This window comes from Streptococcus chosunensis, assembly GCF_003626515.1.
Taxonomy (GTDB): domain Bacteria; phylum Bacillota; class Bacilli; order Lactobacillales; family Streptococcaceae; genus Streptococcus; species Streptococcus chosunensis.
This window is the reverse complement of sequence record NZ_RBCK01000002.1, coordinates 397,472-412,265: the sequence shown is the minus strand read 5'-3', so window position 1 is coordinate 412,265 and position 14,794 is coordinate 397,472. Positions and strand designations below refer to the sequence as shown.

Sequence of the window (14,794 nt, the reverse complement as noted above, 5' to 3'; positions counted from 1 at the left end):
ATATAGGCTATGGTATAAAATAGATGATACCAAATACTCTCCCTAAGCGGATAAAGAAGGATAGACATAATCAGATACAGAACGAAAATGATCAGTATTTTTTTCTTCATAAGATTTCCTCCTAAATGTATGCTTTATCTTAGTTAAGCTACAACCTTTACACTGCTAGTATAGCACTCATTTTGACCTTGGATCACTCAAATCACAAATGGTCATCAAAACATCTTGAATTGTAAAAAATTTAAAAAAGCAAGCATGAAAAACATACTTGCCCTTTACACCATATTGATACCAACTTAATTTGTAGATTTTTTTATCCTGCTATCACATATCATTTTAACAGGCGAAACAATATTAAAGAAACTCCACTGTAGATTAAACTAGCGATAAAAAATCTTTTTATCTAATTAGATCTATCTTTATTCTTCTTTGGAGATTTTAAAAATTTTTTCCTAATTAAAGAAGTAATAAAAGAAACAAACATACTAACAACAAAAGCAATAAGAAAACTTTTGAAATCCATAATTACCTCCAAGTACAGCTCCTCTACATACAAGCTCAAACCTTTAAGCAAGCATAATAGTCAATTGTAGCATTGTTTTTGCATTCACGAGGAATACCTCTTTTTACTTTCGTCCTATTACAACCTTAATAAGGTTAGTATACTACTATTTTTTAAAATTTTCCATCCAAATCACAAATGGTCATCAAAACATCTTGAATTGTAAAAAATTTAAAAAGCAAGCATGAAAAACATACTTGCCCTAGGGGAATTTAACAACGTAAAGATCTAACTATTCACCCTTACTTCCGTCTGTTCTCATATATTCTCATAATCGCAATAAGGATACAGGCTGTCCCACCTGCCAAAACGAGGAGGGTAATAATAATGTTGAGAATTTCAGGCGTCCTCTCTATTCTGTTGACGAGACGGACTAAAGACAATACTGTCAATAAGAGTAAAGCTACTGACTCTGTCCTAATTAAAGAAGCCATTCGGTTCTCAACCGCATATAAAAAGGCTGGTAGTAAAACACAGGCTATAGCAATCACAAACAGATTACTCCCCGTTTCTTCTCCCTTATTCACCACAGAAATCATGAGAAGATTCGATGCTATGATTAACGTAGAACAGATGATAAAAAATGATTTCTTATTCATATAGGGTACCTCATATACTATGGCATTTTAATTGATGACTGCAGGCAGTACTTCTTTCCACAGATATTCTAATCATCAACTGACATCGAGTGAACTGTTAAAACCTGACGAAAGACTTGATTTTGACAGGTGGTATTTAGACTGGTATTGGGATGGCTTCCCACAATTTTCATGACGGTATAGAGACCAACTCCTCTCTCCTCCCCTTTAGAACTTGCTCCAAAGGAGAAGATTTCAGAAATATCGATCCCCTCTTCTTTGATGGAGTTTTCAATGATAAAGGTCTCCTGTGCTCCATTTTTTAAAAAGGCAATTGAAACATGAGGCTGACTAGCCTCTACACTGGCTTCAATGGCATTGTCACAAAGGATAGACACAATAGTCAGAAAATCAAGCAGACTCATCCCCTCGACCTGAATCTCCTCAGGAACTTCGACATTAAAGACAATCTTCTTATCTCTGGCTTTTAGAAATTTTCCCGCGAGGAGACTTTTGAGGGCACGGTCCCGAACATTTACCAATCGTCCAAGGTCATATTTATTGTCCTGCAATTTTTGACTGGAATCCTTTAAGACGGAGTCGTAGACCTCTTTTATCTGCTCCATGTCCTCCTCTTCAATGCCCAGACGTAAGCTGGTTAAGAGGTTAGTGTAGTCATGGCGAAAGCTCCGGACTTCCTTGTAAAGTTCCTCTATATGCCGACTATAACGTTCCATATCTCTGTAGCGCAAGGCCTGCTCTTGGTCCAGTCTCTCATGGAGTTTGTCCTTCAAATAGGTATCCAATTTCTTGATAATCCCCATAAAAAAGAGCAGGTAAAAGACTAGGATGAGATGGCGAACAGTCTTTGATTGGATATCGTATGCATATTCAAAGTAAGACAGACTTTCCATGACTAGAAAGTAAGCCCCCATTATCCAATTAATCGTAGTCAGAGACTTTTGAAAACTTTTATCGAGAATCTCCTTTCTCAAGCTAGTGAAATCATAGTCCAACCATTTCAAAAAGACTAATACTATGAAGCAAACGAATAGCATAATCAACAGAAAGAGAGGATTTCCATCTCCATCTACAATCCCTTTCCCCAAAAACGGAAACACAAAATAGGAGACACTTCTGTAAAAAATATCCATCAATACAATTGGAAAGAGACCATAAAAGAAAAGGAGTTTTTTAGGAAGCCCTCTTAACAATATGAGAGACAAGCTGAGGCCGAACAAGGGTTCTATAAAGTATGACAGATAGTCAGTCAAGACTAAATAATTAAAAGTTGTAACAATTGCTGCTAGAAGAAATTTTAGAAGAAAGGCCTTAAAAATTCTATCGAAAGTGAGACTAATTCCATCTACCTTAAAGAACATGATAATTTCTAGCCCATTAATAACAAGTTCATACAATATCATCCAAAAAATATACATAAATTCTCCTAGCTCAATGCAAGTTATTGATAGCTTCAGACACTTCCCTGACCTTATAACGCGCTATCATACAGCTTCCACCATTGGGAAAGTAAAGAAGTTTTTCTTTCTTATCCAAACGAACCACATTGGCAGGATTGATGAGAAAAGAGCGATGGCACTGCAAGAGACGAGGTTCCTGCTTGAAAACCTCCTCTAAACTCGCTGTAAATTCCAGCCTGTCTGTCTTGGTATAGAGAATAACACGATGGGCTCTGGGCGATGTTTCGAGATAGTAAACCTCTTTAAAAGGATACTGGAATTGGGCAAATTTTGATTTAAAATAAAAGCAATCTTCCGCCAGACTTTTACTGTCTTGACTATTGGCATAGAGAAGGGCTGTTTCGATACGAGATTCAAACTCCTCTGCCGACAAGGCCTTATCAATGTAGTCCAAAGCAGACACTTGGTAGCGAAAGGACAGGGGCATAAACTCCGAGTGGGTCGTCACAAAGACAATCAGGGCATAAGGATCCCGATTCCGAATCTTTCTAGCCACCTCTAGACCCTTCATCTCCTCATTTCGAATCTCAATATCCAAAAAGAATAGCTGATGGGCTCCCTTCTCATGCACCTCTGCCAGCAGTTGGTCTGGCTTGCCAAAGACCGCAAAAGAGCTAGGAGCGATATGATGTTCCTTCAAGAGTTTCTCAATCGTCGTTTCAATCCTAGTCTGTTGGGAAAAATCATCTTCTAAAACAAATATTCTCATCTTCTTACTCTCCTTGTTTCGATTTCTTCCTAAAAAGAGAATAGCAAAAATACTCTGACACAAGCCCACCAAATCTTAAACAGGCCTTTAACGCTCCTGAAGGGTATCTTGTTCCTCAAATAAGCATGATAATCTTACAACTATTTTATCATAAAATCTTAACAGTACCATTCAGGAAATTTCAAGAACAATTAAAGATTTGTAGATAAAAAAGGAGATAAAAGTGATAAACTGACAGTATCAAAACACAGTTGCTAGAAACAAGACTGGCACCCAGATTAAAGGAGGAATTCTCATGACAGATACAGACCCTATCAAAAGAGCTCAGACTTTGATTACTGACTTAAACAAAGCCTATCAAGCATGCAAACAGGCAACCGCTGACGACGTCCGCTTTCAGGAGCAATTAAACTCTATTCTTAGTTTTCTAGCCAAAGCTGAAACAGTGGATAATCGAGTCTTGATTGAACTGGAAAAATTTTACCAGACTTCCAGTCTTCTCATGGGACTCAGCGCCCTCAATCCAGATGCTCCTACTCGCGCCGCTTGGCGGGCCTATGACCGCTTCCACTTTGACCAGGTCAAGACCAAATTGAGTCTCTACGGACCAACCATTATCCTGTAGCAACAAAAAAGAAGCTGAGACAAACTGAACTCAACTTCTTTTTTGTGTCATATAGGCAAGATTAGTCCTGCATCTGACGTTTTACCTGATAAGGTAGGTACAAGACTAGTAAAACCAAACCTGCTCCCAGCAAGGCTAGAAGGGCCAATTTTTCTTGGAAGGCCACAAGGCCGACGACTAATTCCACAAGTAAAACAAAACTGGTCAATCCTCGTACTACCGCCTGCAAGCCTTTTTCTTTTTGCCCCTTGTCCAGCGGAAAGAGTTGTGTCAAATACTGGTAGTCAAAGGCATGATAGAGGGCCAGCAACTGGAAGAGCAAGAGGTAATTAAAGAGAACTACCACTGCTGTCGCAATCCAAGCTTGCTCTATAAAGACCTGCGCCAGTATGGACAGCAAGAGAAGACGGAGACTGAGGGCAAAGAGGTCTCCATTTCGCAGATAAGAACGCAGATAGAGATTTTGCCAAATCTTTCCAGGCACCTTCTGAACAGCCTTTAGGATAAAGTCCAGATAGGCACGACGCTTGACGCTGTTTGAAATTCCTTTGACCTGCGTAAAGAGGGCAAAGAAACGAAGCAAAACTTGCTTACGCTTGCTTTCTTGGGAAATGACATAGTCCCAGTCCAGTCCAGTTTCAGCGAAAAATTTGCGGGCCTTTTGACGAAAGAGGAAATATTTACCTACCCCCAATAAAAGCACATAGACCAGAAAAACAGGCAAGCCATAACCCATGGCTAAAAATAAAGGCGCAAATAACAGCAAGAAGAGGGTCTGGACAAAGAGCCAAAAGACTAGGGAAATGCCAGTTTGACGCTTGAGATGAAGCTTGATTTCCTCTTCTCCAACTAAGAGAAAGAGCTTGTCTGGAGCCTCCATATAGGTGGCAATTCCACCCCAAAGCAAAAGTAAAATAGAGGTAATTCCTACAAACAAAAGGATAGGCCAATGATTTTCAGGAAAATGTTGCAAGAGTTGACTGTACTGGTAGGCTAGAAAGCCCAGCAAGACAAGCAGGAACAAGACAAAGTGGTCATTGAGCACATAGCGCAGATAACCGACACACTCCTTACGAAAAGCCTGCTTTCTCTTTAAAAACAAGTCTTTCATAGCTCCTCCTCTTTGGTCAGAGCCAAGTAAATATCATTCAAACTAGCCTCAGGCATATCAAAGGCTTCGCGCAGTTGCAGGAGATTTCCCTTGGCACGCACCTCACCCTTGTGGAGAATGACAAAGGCATCACACATCTTCTCCGCCGAATCCAGCACGTGGGTACTCATGAGAATGGACTTGCCCTTTTGCTTTTCCACTTCCAAAAGCTGAATCAAGTCTGCAATCGCCAGCGGATCAAGACCAAGGAAAGGCTCATCCACGATAAAGAGACTCGGATCCACCACAAAAGCACAGATAATCATGACCTTTTGCTTCATCCCTTTTGAAAAATGAACAGGGAACCAGTCTAATTTCTGGTCCAGACGGAACATTTTTAACAGAGGTTCTACTCGATCAAAAGCCACTTTCTGCTCAATACCATAAGCCATGGCAACCGTTTCGATATGCTCTCTGAGGGTCAATTCCTCATACAGACTAGGCGTCTCAGGAATGTAGCCAATCTGCTTGCGGTAGCTAGTCGCATCTTCTTGCAGGGTTAAACCATTGATATTGATGGAACCACTATAAGGTGTCAACAGACCAATAATCTCATTGATTGTCGTCGATTTACCAGCACCATTGAGACCAATCAAACCGACCAACTGCCCACTTTCAACGGTAAAGGACACATCTTTCAAGACAGGGACATGAACATAGCCACCTGTCAGGTTTTTAATTTCTAACATATTTTCTCCAAATCTGGTATAATGTAGCTATATTATATCAAAATTCAATACAGTAGAGGTAGATTTTATGTCAGATTGCATTTTTTGTAAAATCATTGCAGGGGAAATTCCTGCTTCAAAAGTATACGAAGATGAGCAGGTTCTTGCCTTTCTTGATATCTCTCAAGTGACACCAGGACACACCTTGGTCGTGCCAAAAGAACACTATCGTAATCTTTTGGAAATGGACGCTACTAGCGCCAGCCAACTCTTTGCCCAAGTGCCAAAAGTGGCTCAAAAAGTCATGAAAGCTACTAAGGCCGCTGGTATGAATATCATTGCCAACTGTGAGGAAATCGCAGGGCAAACCGTCTTTCATACCCACGTTCACCTCGTGCCTCGCTACAGTGCAGACGATGACCTCAAGATTGATTTTATCGCCCACGAACCAGACTTTGACAAACTTGCTCAAGTCGCTGAAACCATCAAAAACGCATAAGGAGTTGCTATGAAATTATCCAATCTACTGCTATTTGCAGGAGCTGCAGCTGGAAGTTATCTGGTCACAAAAAATCGTCAAACCATCACAGATGAAGTCTTGAATACCACTGACCGCGTTCAAGCTATCAAGGATGATGTGGATATTATCCAAAACAGCCTGCAAATCATCGACCAGCAAAAAGAACTCATCAAGGAATACCAAGAAGACCTGACTTACAAGTTTAAGGTCTTGGAAAAAGATATCCAAACTAGACTAGCTGTGATAAAAGAACTGCAGGAAACTGAAGATAAGTAAAAAGAGCCGAGTGGCTCTTTTTAAAACATAAACAAGCTATATTACATCAACAATACATCATAATTTAGGCAACTCATTCACCGTTTCATAACTAAATCGAAGACTTTCCGCCGTAATGAAAACACCTGAAACAGCTTGATTTCAGGTGTCCGGAAACTTTGATATCTAGGCTCAAAGTTTAGGTATGGAACTTCGAAGAAGGTCGCTACCGTCCGTCATTACTTAAGGAAAGTCTTAAAAAATCTATAAACAAAAAGAGCCCAACGGCTCTTTTTACTTTTATTCTCCTTCAAAGGCATCTTTAATATGGTCAAAGAAGCCTTTTTTCTTTGGATTTACTTTCAAGTCACCAGCAGCTGCGAATTCTTTCAAAGCTGCTTTTTGACGGTCGTTCAAGCCTGTCGGTGTTACGACATTAACGGTAACGTATTGGTCACCAACTGCACCGCCACGAAGGCTCGGAGCTCCCTTACCACGTAAACGGAATTTCTTACCAGTCTGAGTTCCCTCTGGAATAACCAATTCAACATCACCATGAACAGTTGGGATATCAACTGTGTCACCAAGAGCTGCTTGGACAAAGTTGAGGTTGAGATTGTAGAAGATAGTCGTTCCTTCACGTTCAAACTTGTCGCTGGCTTCCACAGAAACCACTACATACAAGTCACCGTAAGGTCCACCGTTAAATCCAGCTTCACCTTGACCAGCTAGGCGAATTTGTTGACCTGTTTCCACACCAGCAGGGATTTTTACATGTACACTATGAGCTTGTTTTTCATGACCTGTTCCGTGACATGTTGTACATGGATCTTTGATTTCTTTTCCGCGACCGTGACAGACATCACAGGTTACTTGGCGACGCATCATACCAAGTGGAGTCTGTGTATCGACGTTAATGACACCAGCGCCATGACAGCGTCCACAAGTGACTGGACTTGTTCCTGGCTTAGCACCTGAGCCATTACATGTACTACAGCTTGCTTCACGATTGTATTTAACCTCTTTTTCAGCTCCAAAAATAGCTTCTTCAAAGGTCAAGTTCACACGATACTGGAGGTCATCCCCCTGACGAGGAGCATTTGGATTGCGCGAAGCACCGCCTCCGCCGAAGAAACTTGAGAAGATATCTTCAAAACCACCGAAGCCTCCTGCCCCGTCAAAGCCGCCGAAACCACCTGCACCACCAAAGCCACCATTGGCACCAGCCGCACCATATTGGTCATAGGCTGCCCGTTTTTGGTCGTCACTCAAAGTCTCATAGGCTTCCTGAACTTCCTTGTATTTTTCCTCAGCACCAGGCTCCTTATTGATATCTGGGTGGTATTTTTTTGAAAGCTTACGATAAGCCTTTTTGATCTCGTCTGCCGAAGCGTTTTTTGACACCCCCAGACGATCATAAAATTCAGTATTGTTCATAATTCAAGATACAAAGGGCGTCAAACGGACACAGCCAAAATAGGAGTTTTGACGACGGACGCTTGCGTCCTAGAAAAAACTATCTTTTTGGCACAGTCCGTAGCCCGTGTTCAGTTACGAACACCCTTATTCCTTTCTATTGATGTTGTGAATCAAACCTCGATTTAGATCGGGTTCAATTCCTTTCTTTTATATTGAGTAAGAAATTTGGGAACCCGTGTTCAATTCCCTGAACACCCTTGTTCCTTTCTATTGATATTGTGAATCAAACCTCGATTTAGGTCGGGTTCAATTCCTTTCTTTTATATCGATGAGACAAAACCCAAATAAATCAGGTTTTATCCCTTTTTATCGAAAAACAGAGGCTGGGTTGCAACCTCTGGATTTCTTCTTATCATTACGACGTTCTAAAACAAAGTAGATTATACTTTGTTTTAGAACTAGTAAGGCGTTTAGGCAAGTCGCCATAGCAATTGCCGTAGAATGACAATCACTTTAGTGATTAGTCATTCTTACCTACCTCGCTCTCCTGATTTTCAAGATCGGGATAAAATAGTCCACTGGACTATTTTATTTCTCCGTAAACTCTCCGTCTACGACGTCATCGCCTGCGTTTCCTGTTGCTTGTGCGCCTTCTGCTCCTGCTTGAGCTTGTTGCGCTGCTGCGGCTTGTTCGTAGAGTTTCACAGCAAGTCCTTGAGCTTTTTCGTTCAATGCTTCAAGTTTTGCTTTCATGTCGTCCAAGTTGTTATCTTCTTGAGCTTTCTTAAGGTCATCAAGGGCAGCTTGGGCAGCATCACGTTCTGCATCGAAGCCTTTGCCTTCAGTTTCCTTGATTGTCTTTTCAGTCGCAAAGATTGCTTGGTCTACTTCATTACGAAGGTCAACTTCTTCTTTACGTTTTTTATCTGCTTCAGCGTTTGCTTCTGCATCTTTCATCATGCGGTCGATTTCTTCGTCAGTCAAGCCTGAGTTTGATTGGATGACAATTGTTTGTTCTTTTTGAGTTCCAAGGTCTTTGGCCTTAACAGACACGATACCGTTCTTGTCGATGTCAAATGTTACTTCGATTTGAGGAATTCCACGAGGTGCAGCTGGGATATCTGTCAATTGGAAGCGTCCAAGAGTCTTGTTATCTGCTGCCATTGGGCGTTCACCTTGAAGAACGTGGATATCAACGGCTGGTTGATTGTCTGCTGCTGTTGAGAAGACTTGTGATTTAGATGTTGGAATTGTTGTGTTACGGTCGATGAGTTTTGTGAAGACACCACCCATTGTTTCGATACCAAGTGACAATGGTGTTACATCAAGAAGGACAACGTCTTTGACATCACCAGTAATGACACCACCTTGGATAGCCGCACCCATAGCAACTACTTCATCAGGGTTTACTGATTTGTTTGGTTCTTTACCAGTTTCAGCTTTAACAGCTTCTACAACAGCTGGGATACGAGTTGAACCACCAACAAGGATAACTTCGTCGATTTCTGACAAACTCAAACCTGCATCTGAAAGGGCTTGGCGAACTGGAACTTTTGTACGTTCTACAAGATCACGAGTCAAATCGTCAAATTTCGCACGAGTCAAAGTCATTTCCAAGTGAAGAGGTCCAGCCTCACCTGCAGTGATAAATGGCAAGCTGATTTGTGTTGAAGTTACACCAGAAAGGTCTTTCTTCGCTTTTTCAGCTGCATCTTTCAAACGTTGCATTGCCATCTTGTCAGTAGACAAGTCAATACCGTTTTCTTTCTTGAATTCTGCTACCAAGTGGTCGATAATTTTTTGGTCAAAGTCGTCACCACCAAGTTTGTTATCCCCTGCAGTTGACAATACGTCGAAGACACCGTCACCCAATTCAAGGATAGAGACGTCGAATGTACCACCACCAAGGTCAAATACCAAGATTTTTTCTTCTTTGTCAGTCTTGTCCAAACCATAAGCAAGAGCTGCTGCAGTTGGTTCGTTGACGATACGTTCTACTTCAAGACCAGCGATTTTACCAGCGTCTTTTGTGGCTTGACGTTGAGCGTCGTTGAAGTAAGCAGGAACTGTGATAACTGCTTTGGTTACTTTTTCACCAAGGTAATCTTCAGCGTAGCCTTTCAAGTATTGAAGAATCATAGCTGAGATTTCTTGTGGAGTGTATTCTTTTCCATTTGCAGAAACTTTTTCAGAAGTTCCCATTTTAGACTTGATAGAGATAACTGTATCTGGGTTTGTAACTGCTTGGCGTTTTGCAGCGTCACCAACGATGATTTCGCCGTTTTTGAATGAGACTACAGATGGAGTTGTACGGTTTCCTTCTGGGTTTGCGATGATTTTGCTTTCAGTTCCTTCAAGAACTGCAACTGCTGAGTTTGTTGTACCTAAGTCAATACCGATAATTTTAGACATGTGTTTTTCTCCTTGTTAGTTAATTTTCTTTTTTTATATTTCCCTTAAGTGGTGGGGACGTGAGCAACTCCCTTCGGGATTTCATCACTTATTTTTGAGCCTATTGTCTCAAAAATCCCCTGTTTCAGTAGCTTTTGCTACTGAAACTTTCACCACGGTGGGAAATATCTTCCTTGCAAGCCTCCGGCTTGCCTCTTATCTTTCTTCATAGTTTATTGTCGTTTCGGACAAGTTTTCTATTATATATGTTACAACCGTCAAAATTGCCTAGTTGTACACCACTACCATGGCTGGGCGTAGGATGCGGTCATGGAGTTTGTAGCCTTTTTGGAAGACTTGTGCGATGGTATCTGCTGGGTGTTCATCGTCTGCTGGGAGAGTTTGGATAGCCATATGGTAGTTATGGTCAAATTCACCGTCAGCTGCGATTTCTTCGATTCCTTCTTCTTTCAAAGCGTGAATCAAGCTTTCTTGCACCATCTCCAATCCTTTTTTAACGTCGTCTGTCAAACCTTCAACTGCGAGTGCACGCTCAAGGTTGTCCAAAGATGGGAGAATCGCTTTTGCCAAGTCTTGACTGCGATAACGTTGTAAGTTTTGACGCTCTTCATTGGCACGGCGTTGGATATTTTGCATTTCTGCATGAGCACGAAGGTATTTGTTTTCGAACTCATCTGCACGTTCATTTGCCAAGTCCAACTCAGATTTCTCAGGAGTCGTTTCTTCAGTTGTTTCCACAACTTCCTCTTCTTGAACTTCTTCTACTTCTTCATTTTTTATATCTTGGGCCATTTTCGCCTCCTTTAATGATTTCAATCTTAATGTACTTCATAATGATTACTGCTGAGGTAGCGGTAAAAATCTGTCAACTTCATAGTCAAAACACGGTTGACCACATTGACTTGGTTGATTAGTTGCTGGTAGTCCAGATTGACTGGACCGATAATGGCTAGAATTCCAACTCCCCGATAAGGAATGAGGAACTTGCTACTAATCACCGCTAGGTCTGCTAGACAGGACTCTTGACTGTCCGCAACACGGACATTTTGCATCTGATCCTCATGCAGCCCCTCACGAATCTCCAGAGCCACCTTTTGCGGTTGGTCAAAGAACTGATAAGCTGCTAGATTGGCAAAGTTCAAGAGATTGACCTTGCCCGCCACCACAATGTTTTCGTTGAACATTTCCTTAAAGATGTGTTCAAAGAGATCCATGACATTGTCCGTTGTTGTAAAGTAACGCTGGATAATCTGCGGAATCTCCGTCCGAATCTTGTAGTGAATATCTAGAACGGTGTGGCCGAGGAAACGTTCCTGAATGATGCTCTTCAGCTTCAGTAAGTCCTCCTGCAAGAAGTTCCTTGGAATCAAAAACTGACTCGTAACCGTTCGCGACTCGTCTAAGGTGAATACTGCCAAGGCTGTATGTTGCCCCAGAACGACGATATCAAAGGCTGTCAGACGTTGCCTGCTCGGTTCAACATCCAGTGCTACTACCGTACAGCCACTCAGGTCTGTCAGTAGATTAGCAGCCTCTTGCAGAATATCCTCCAATTTGAAGAATTCCTGATCAAAGGCTTTGACAATCTCATAAACCTCATTTTCAGCTAGTCGGTCAAAATCCAGTGAGTGTTTCACATAGTACTGAAAACCAGCAACACTTGGCATCCGACCACTTGAAGTATGAGCCTTTTCAAGCAAACCTTGCTTTTCTAGAGCTGCCATGTCATTACGAATGGTAGCACTGCTAGAGTTAATAGACTCTTGCAAGGCTTTGGATCCGACAGGTTCGTGCGTTTTGGTAAAGATGTCAATAATCAGATTTAAAATATCCTGCTGACGCTCTGTAACCATCTCATCACTCCTCTCTGTCTGATCGATTAGCACTCGATACACTCAAGTGCTAACTCATGATTCTATTATACACCCTTAAAAGAGAATGTCAAGACAAAAACTCAAAAAATTAGCACTCTTTTATCAAGAGTGCTAAAAATCAGTCTGAAGACCTAGAAAAAAGACCGCCCTCAGGCAATCTTTCTTCTATACTAGTAAAGATCTAAATAGTTATCAATTTCCCATTGTGACACGAAGGTTGCATAACTTGCCCATTCAATTCGTTTAGCTTCAAGGAAGCTAGTATAGATATGTTCTCCAAGAGCTGCTCTGACAACCTCATCTTCTGTCAAAGCTTTCAAGGCGTTGTGAAGAGTTGATGGAAGGTCTGTGATACCAGCTTCCTTACGCTCTTCTGCTGTCATGATATAGATATTTTCTTCAATAGGAGCTGGTGCTTCGATTTTATTTTCAATACCATGTAAACCAACTTCCAACAGAACCGCCATAGCGATATACGGGTTTGCCATTGGATCTACTGAACGCAACTCAAGACGAGTTCCCATACCACGTGAAGCAGGCACGCGCACAAGTGGCGAACGGTTACGACCAGCCCAAGCAATGTAAACAGGCGCTTCATAACCTGGAACCAAACGTTTGTATGAGTTAACCGTTGGATTCATGATGGCAGTATAGTTGTAAGCATGTTTGATCAAACCACCAAGGAAATGGTAGGCTGTTTCTGACAACTGCATTCCTTTTGGATCATTTGGATCAAAGAAGGCATTGTTTCCTTCTGAATCAAACAAGGACATATTACAGTGCATACCTGATCCAGCAATACCAAATTTTGGTTTGGCCATAAAGGTTGCGTAAAGACCATGTTTGCGAGCAATGGTTTTGACAACGAGCTTAAAGATTTGAATCTTATCACAGGCACGGAGCACTTCATCGTACTTGAAATCAATCTCGTGTTGTCCAACCGCAACCTCGTGGTGACTCGCTTCTACTTCAAATCCCATTTTGGTCAAGACATTGACAATCTCACGACGTGTATTGTCCGCAAGGTCAGTAGGTGCCAAATCAAAGTAGCCACCCTTGTCATTTACTTCAAGTGTTGGGTCTCCATTTTCATCCAACTTAAATAGGAAGAATTCTGGCTCTGGCCCAAGGTTGAAAGATTTAAATCCTACTTCTTCCATGTGACGAAGAGCACGTTTCAAATTGCCACGAGGGTCACCTGCAAATGGTTCACCTTCTGTTGTATAGACATCACAGATTAAACCTGCAACACTTCCATTTTCATCTCCCCAAGGGAAGACTGTCCATGTATCCAAGTCAGGGTACAAGTACATATCTGACTCATTGATACGTACAAAACCTTCAATAGAAGATCCATCAAACATAGCCTTGTTTGACAAGACCTTATCTAACTGTTCATCTGTAGCAGGAATTTCGACGTTTTTCATAGTTCCCAAAATATCTGAGAACATGAGACGGATAAAGGTAACATTTTTTTCCTTGACTTCACGACGAATATCTGCAGCTGTGATTGGCATGAGTTTTCTCCTTAATGTATGACTACTTGCGGTTGCCTAACCGCGACCAAAAGGTGATCGTACCGAAGCAAAGCGACCCTGTTGGAGGAGTTCATTGTGAAGTGCACGACGCACCTCAGTCTGACTCACCGCTTTCTTGGATTTCGCTTCACGTTCAGCATATTTTTTCTTAATGGCAGCGATATTATAACCTTCAGAGATATAATCTTTGATTTCAAGCAGACGATCCATGTCATTCAAAGAATACATGCGACGGTTCCCTTCGTTTCGATCAGGTTTGATCAACTCTTGATCTTCATAATAACGAATCTGACGCGCCGATAAATCGGTCAACTTCATAACACTGCCGATAGGAAAAACAGCCATATTTCGGCGAAATTCTTTTTCCTTCATTTACAATTTCCTTCTTTCTGTCTATTATAGTCTAAAAAAAGACAAACGTCAATTGATAATGTTATAAAATGTAACATTATTTTTCTTTTTTCTCAAAAAAGAGCCGAATACGATCAATATCGTAATTTACGAGAATTGCGACAAAAACTCCCATGAAAGTTTCTGATACACGCGCAAACACGTACAAAATCGTCTCGCCACTCGGAATCGATAGGGTAATGATTAACATAGCTGCTACACCACCAATTACACCTGCTTTATTATTCATGGCTACATTTGTCATAATGGTTAACATGGTGCAGATTGGAACAACTACTAAAGTTACCCAAAAGGCTTCATCGAAAAAGGTATTTAATAGGAAGAAGACCAGGGCATAGAGGCCACCGATACTATTTCCTAGAATACGCGAAGTCCCAAAATGAACACTCTTATCAAAACTCTCCCTTAGGCTAAAAACAGCTGTCAAAGCACCGATTTGAAGACCTTTCCAGCCAAAAAAGCCAAAAATCAAGAGAACTAGAAAAACAGCAATACCTGTTTTAAAGGTTCGCATACCAAGTTTGAACTGGGATTTATCGAATTTATATTTTTTAAAATAACTCATAATCTCAACTTTCTATTTCCATTTTAT

The 14,794-nt window shown here is 41.2% G+C and carries 16 protein-coding genes; 3 read left to right on the top strand and 13 right to left on the bottom strand.

Annotated elements, in window-relative coordinates; all coding sequences use genetic code 11:
• Positions 1-403: 403 nt before the first annotated feature.
• The 4 genes from D7D54_RS09530 to D7D54_RS07920 form a co-directional block, all read right to left on the bottom strand.
• Positions 404-523 (bottom strand): PncF family bacteriocin immunity protein, encoded by a 120-nt coding sequence (locus D7D54_RS09530; RefSeq protein ID WP_120719202.1) that lies wholly within the window; start codon positions 521-523, stop codon positions 404-406.
• 281 nt (positions 524-804) lie between these two features.
• Positions 805-996, bottom strand: a complete 192-nt coding sequence (locus D7D54_RS09655) for a hypothetical protein (RefSeq protein WP_419965907.1) — start codon at positions 994-996, stop codon at positions 805-807.
• 233 nt (positions 997-1,229) lie between these two features.
• The gene (locus D7D54_RS07925; protein WP_120719176.1) at positions 1,230-2,579 is read right to left on the bottom strand and encodes a sensor histidine kinase; all 1,350 of its coding nucleotides are present in this window, start codon (positions 2,577-2,579) and stop codon (positions 1,230-1,232) included.
• Positions 2,580-2,592: 13 nt separating this feature from the next.
• On the bottom strand, positions 2,593-3,330 hold the full coding sequence (locus D7D54_RS07920; protein WP_120719175.1) for a response regulator transcription factor: 738 nt from the start codon (positions 3,328-3,330) through the stop codon (positions 2,593-2,595).
• A gap of 295 nt (positions 3,331-3,625) precedes the next feature.
• Here D7D54_RS07920 and D7D54_RS07915 point away from each other — a divergent pair, with 295 nt between their 5' ends.
• Positions 3,626-3,955 (top strand): helicase BlpT, encoded by a 330-nt coding sequence (locus D7D54_RS07915; protein WP_120719174.1) that lies wholly within the window; start codon positions 3,626-3,628, stop codon positions 3,953-3,955.
• A gap of 61 nt (positions 3,956-4,016) precedes the next feature.
• Here the strand turns inward: D7D54_RS07915 and D7D54_RS07910 are convergent, their stop codons facing one another.
• Both D7D54_RS07910 and D7D54_RS07905 read right to left on the bottom strand, forming a co-directional pair.
• Complete coding sequence (locus tag D7D54_RS07910) at positions 4,017-5,066, bottom strand: ABC transporter permease (RefSeq protein WP_120719173.1); 1,050 nt, start codon at positions 5,064-5,066, stop codon at positions 4,017-4,019.
• The gene (locus D7D54_RS07905) at positions 5,063-5,794 is read right to left on the bottom strand and encodes an ABC transporter ATP-binding protein (RefSeq protein WP_000889954.1); all 732 of its coding nucleotides are present in this window, start codon (positions 5,792-5,794) and stop codon (positions 5,063-5,065) included. The genes D7D54_RS07910 and D7D54_RS07905 overlap by 4 nt, the downstream gene beginning before the upstream one ends.
• Before the next feature lie 67 nt (positions 5,795-5,861).
• Here D7D54_RS07905 and D7D54_RS07900 point away from each other — a divergent pair, with 67 nt between their 5' ends.
• Both D7D54_RS07900 and D7D54_RS07895 read left to right on the top strand, forming a co-directional pair.
• Positions 5,862-6,272, top strand: coding sequence for an HIT family protein (locus tag D7D54_RS07900; RefSeq protein WP_001278317.1), 411 nt, complete (start codon positions 5,862-5,864; stop codon positions 6,270-6,272).
• A gap of 9 nt (positions 6,273-6,281) precedes the next feature.
• On the top strand, positions 6,282-6,569 hold the full coding sequence (locus tag D7D54_RS07895; RefSeq protein ID WP_000777752.1) for a hypothetical protein: 288 nt from the start codon (positions 6,282-6,284) through the stop codon (positions 6,567-6,569).
• 279 nt (positions 6,570-6,848) lie between these two features.
• Here the strand turns inward: D7D54_RS07895 and dnaJ are convergent, their stop codons facing one another.
• The 7 genes from dnaJ to D7D54_RS07860 form a co-directional block, all read right to left on the bottom strand.
• Complete coding sequence (gene dnaJ / locus D7D54_RS07890; protein ID WP_001066308.1) at positions 6,849-7,985, bottom strand: molecular chaperone DnaJ; 1,137 nt, start codon at positions 7,983-7,985, stop codon at positions 6,849-6,851.
• 570 nt (positions 7,986-8,555) lie between these two features.
• Complete coding sequence (dnaK, locus tag D7D54_RS07885) at positions 8,556-10,379, bottom strand: molecular chaperone DnaK (RefSeq protein ID WP_000034661.1); 1,824 nt, start codon at positions 10,377-10,379, stop codon at positions 8,556-8,558.
• Positions 10,380-10,646: 267 nt separating this feature from the next.
• Positions 10,647-11,171: a nucleotide exchange factor GrpE gene (gene grpE / locus D7D54_RS07880; protein WP_000046036.1), complete on the bottom strand. Its 525-nt coding sequence runs from the start codon at positions 11,169-11,171 to the stop codon at positions 10,647-10,649.
• A gap of 26 nt (positions 11,172-11,197) precedes the next feature.
• Positions 11,198-12,232: a heat-inducible transcriptional repressor HrcA gene (gene hrcA, locus D7D54_RS07875; protein WP_020902187.1), complete on the bottom strand. Its 1,035-nt coding sequence runs from the start codon at positions 12,230-12,232 to the stop codon at positions 11,198-11,200.
• A gap of 191 nt (positions 12,233-12,423) precedes the next feature.
• Positions 12,424-13,770, bottom strand: coding sequence for a type I glutamate--ammonia ligase (gene glnA / locus D7D54_RS07870; RefSeq protein WP_020902186.1), 1,347 nt, complete (start codon positions 13,768-13,770; stop codon positions 12,424-12,426).
• A 36-nt stretch (positions 13,771-13,806) separates the two neighbouring features.
• Positions 13,807-14,163, bottom strand: a complete 357-nt coding sequence (glnR, locus tag D7D54_RS07865) for a transcriptional repressor GlnR (protein WP_000659548.1) — start codon at positions 14,161-14,163, stop codon at positions 13,807-13,809.
• 76 nt (positions 14,164-14,239) lie between these two features.
• Positions 14,240-14,767: an FUSC family protein gene (locus D7D54_RS07860; protein WP_120719172.1), complete on the bottom strand. Its 528-nt coding sequence runs from the start codon at positions 14,765-14,767 to the stop codon at positions 14,240-14,242.
• Positions 14,768-14,794: the final 27 nt, after the last annotated feature.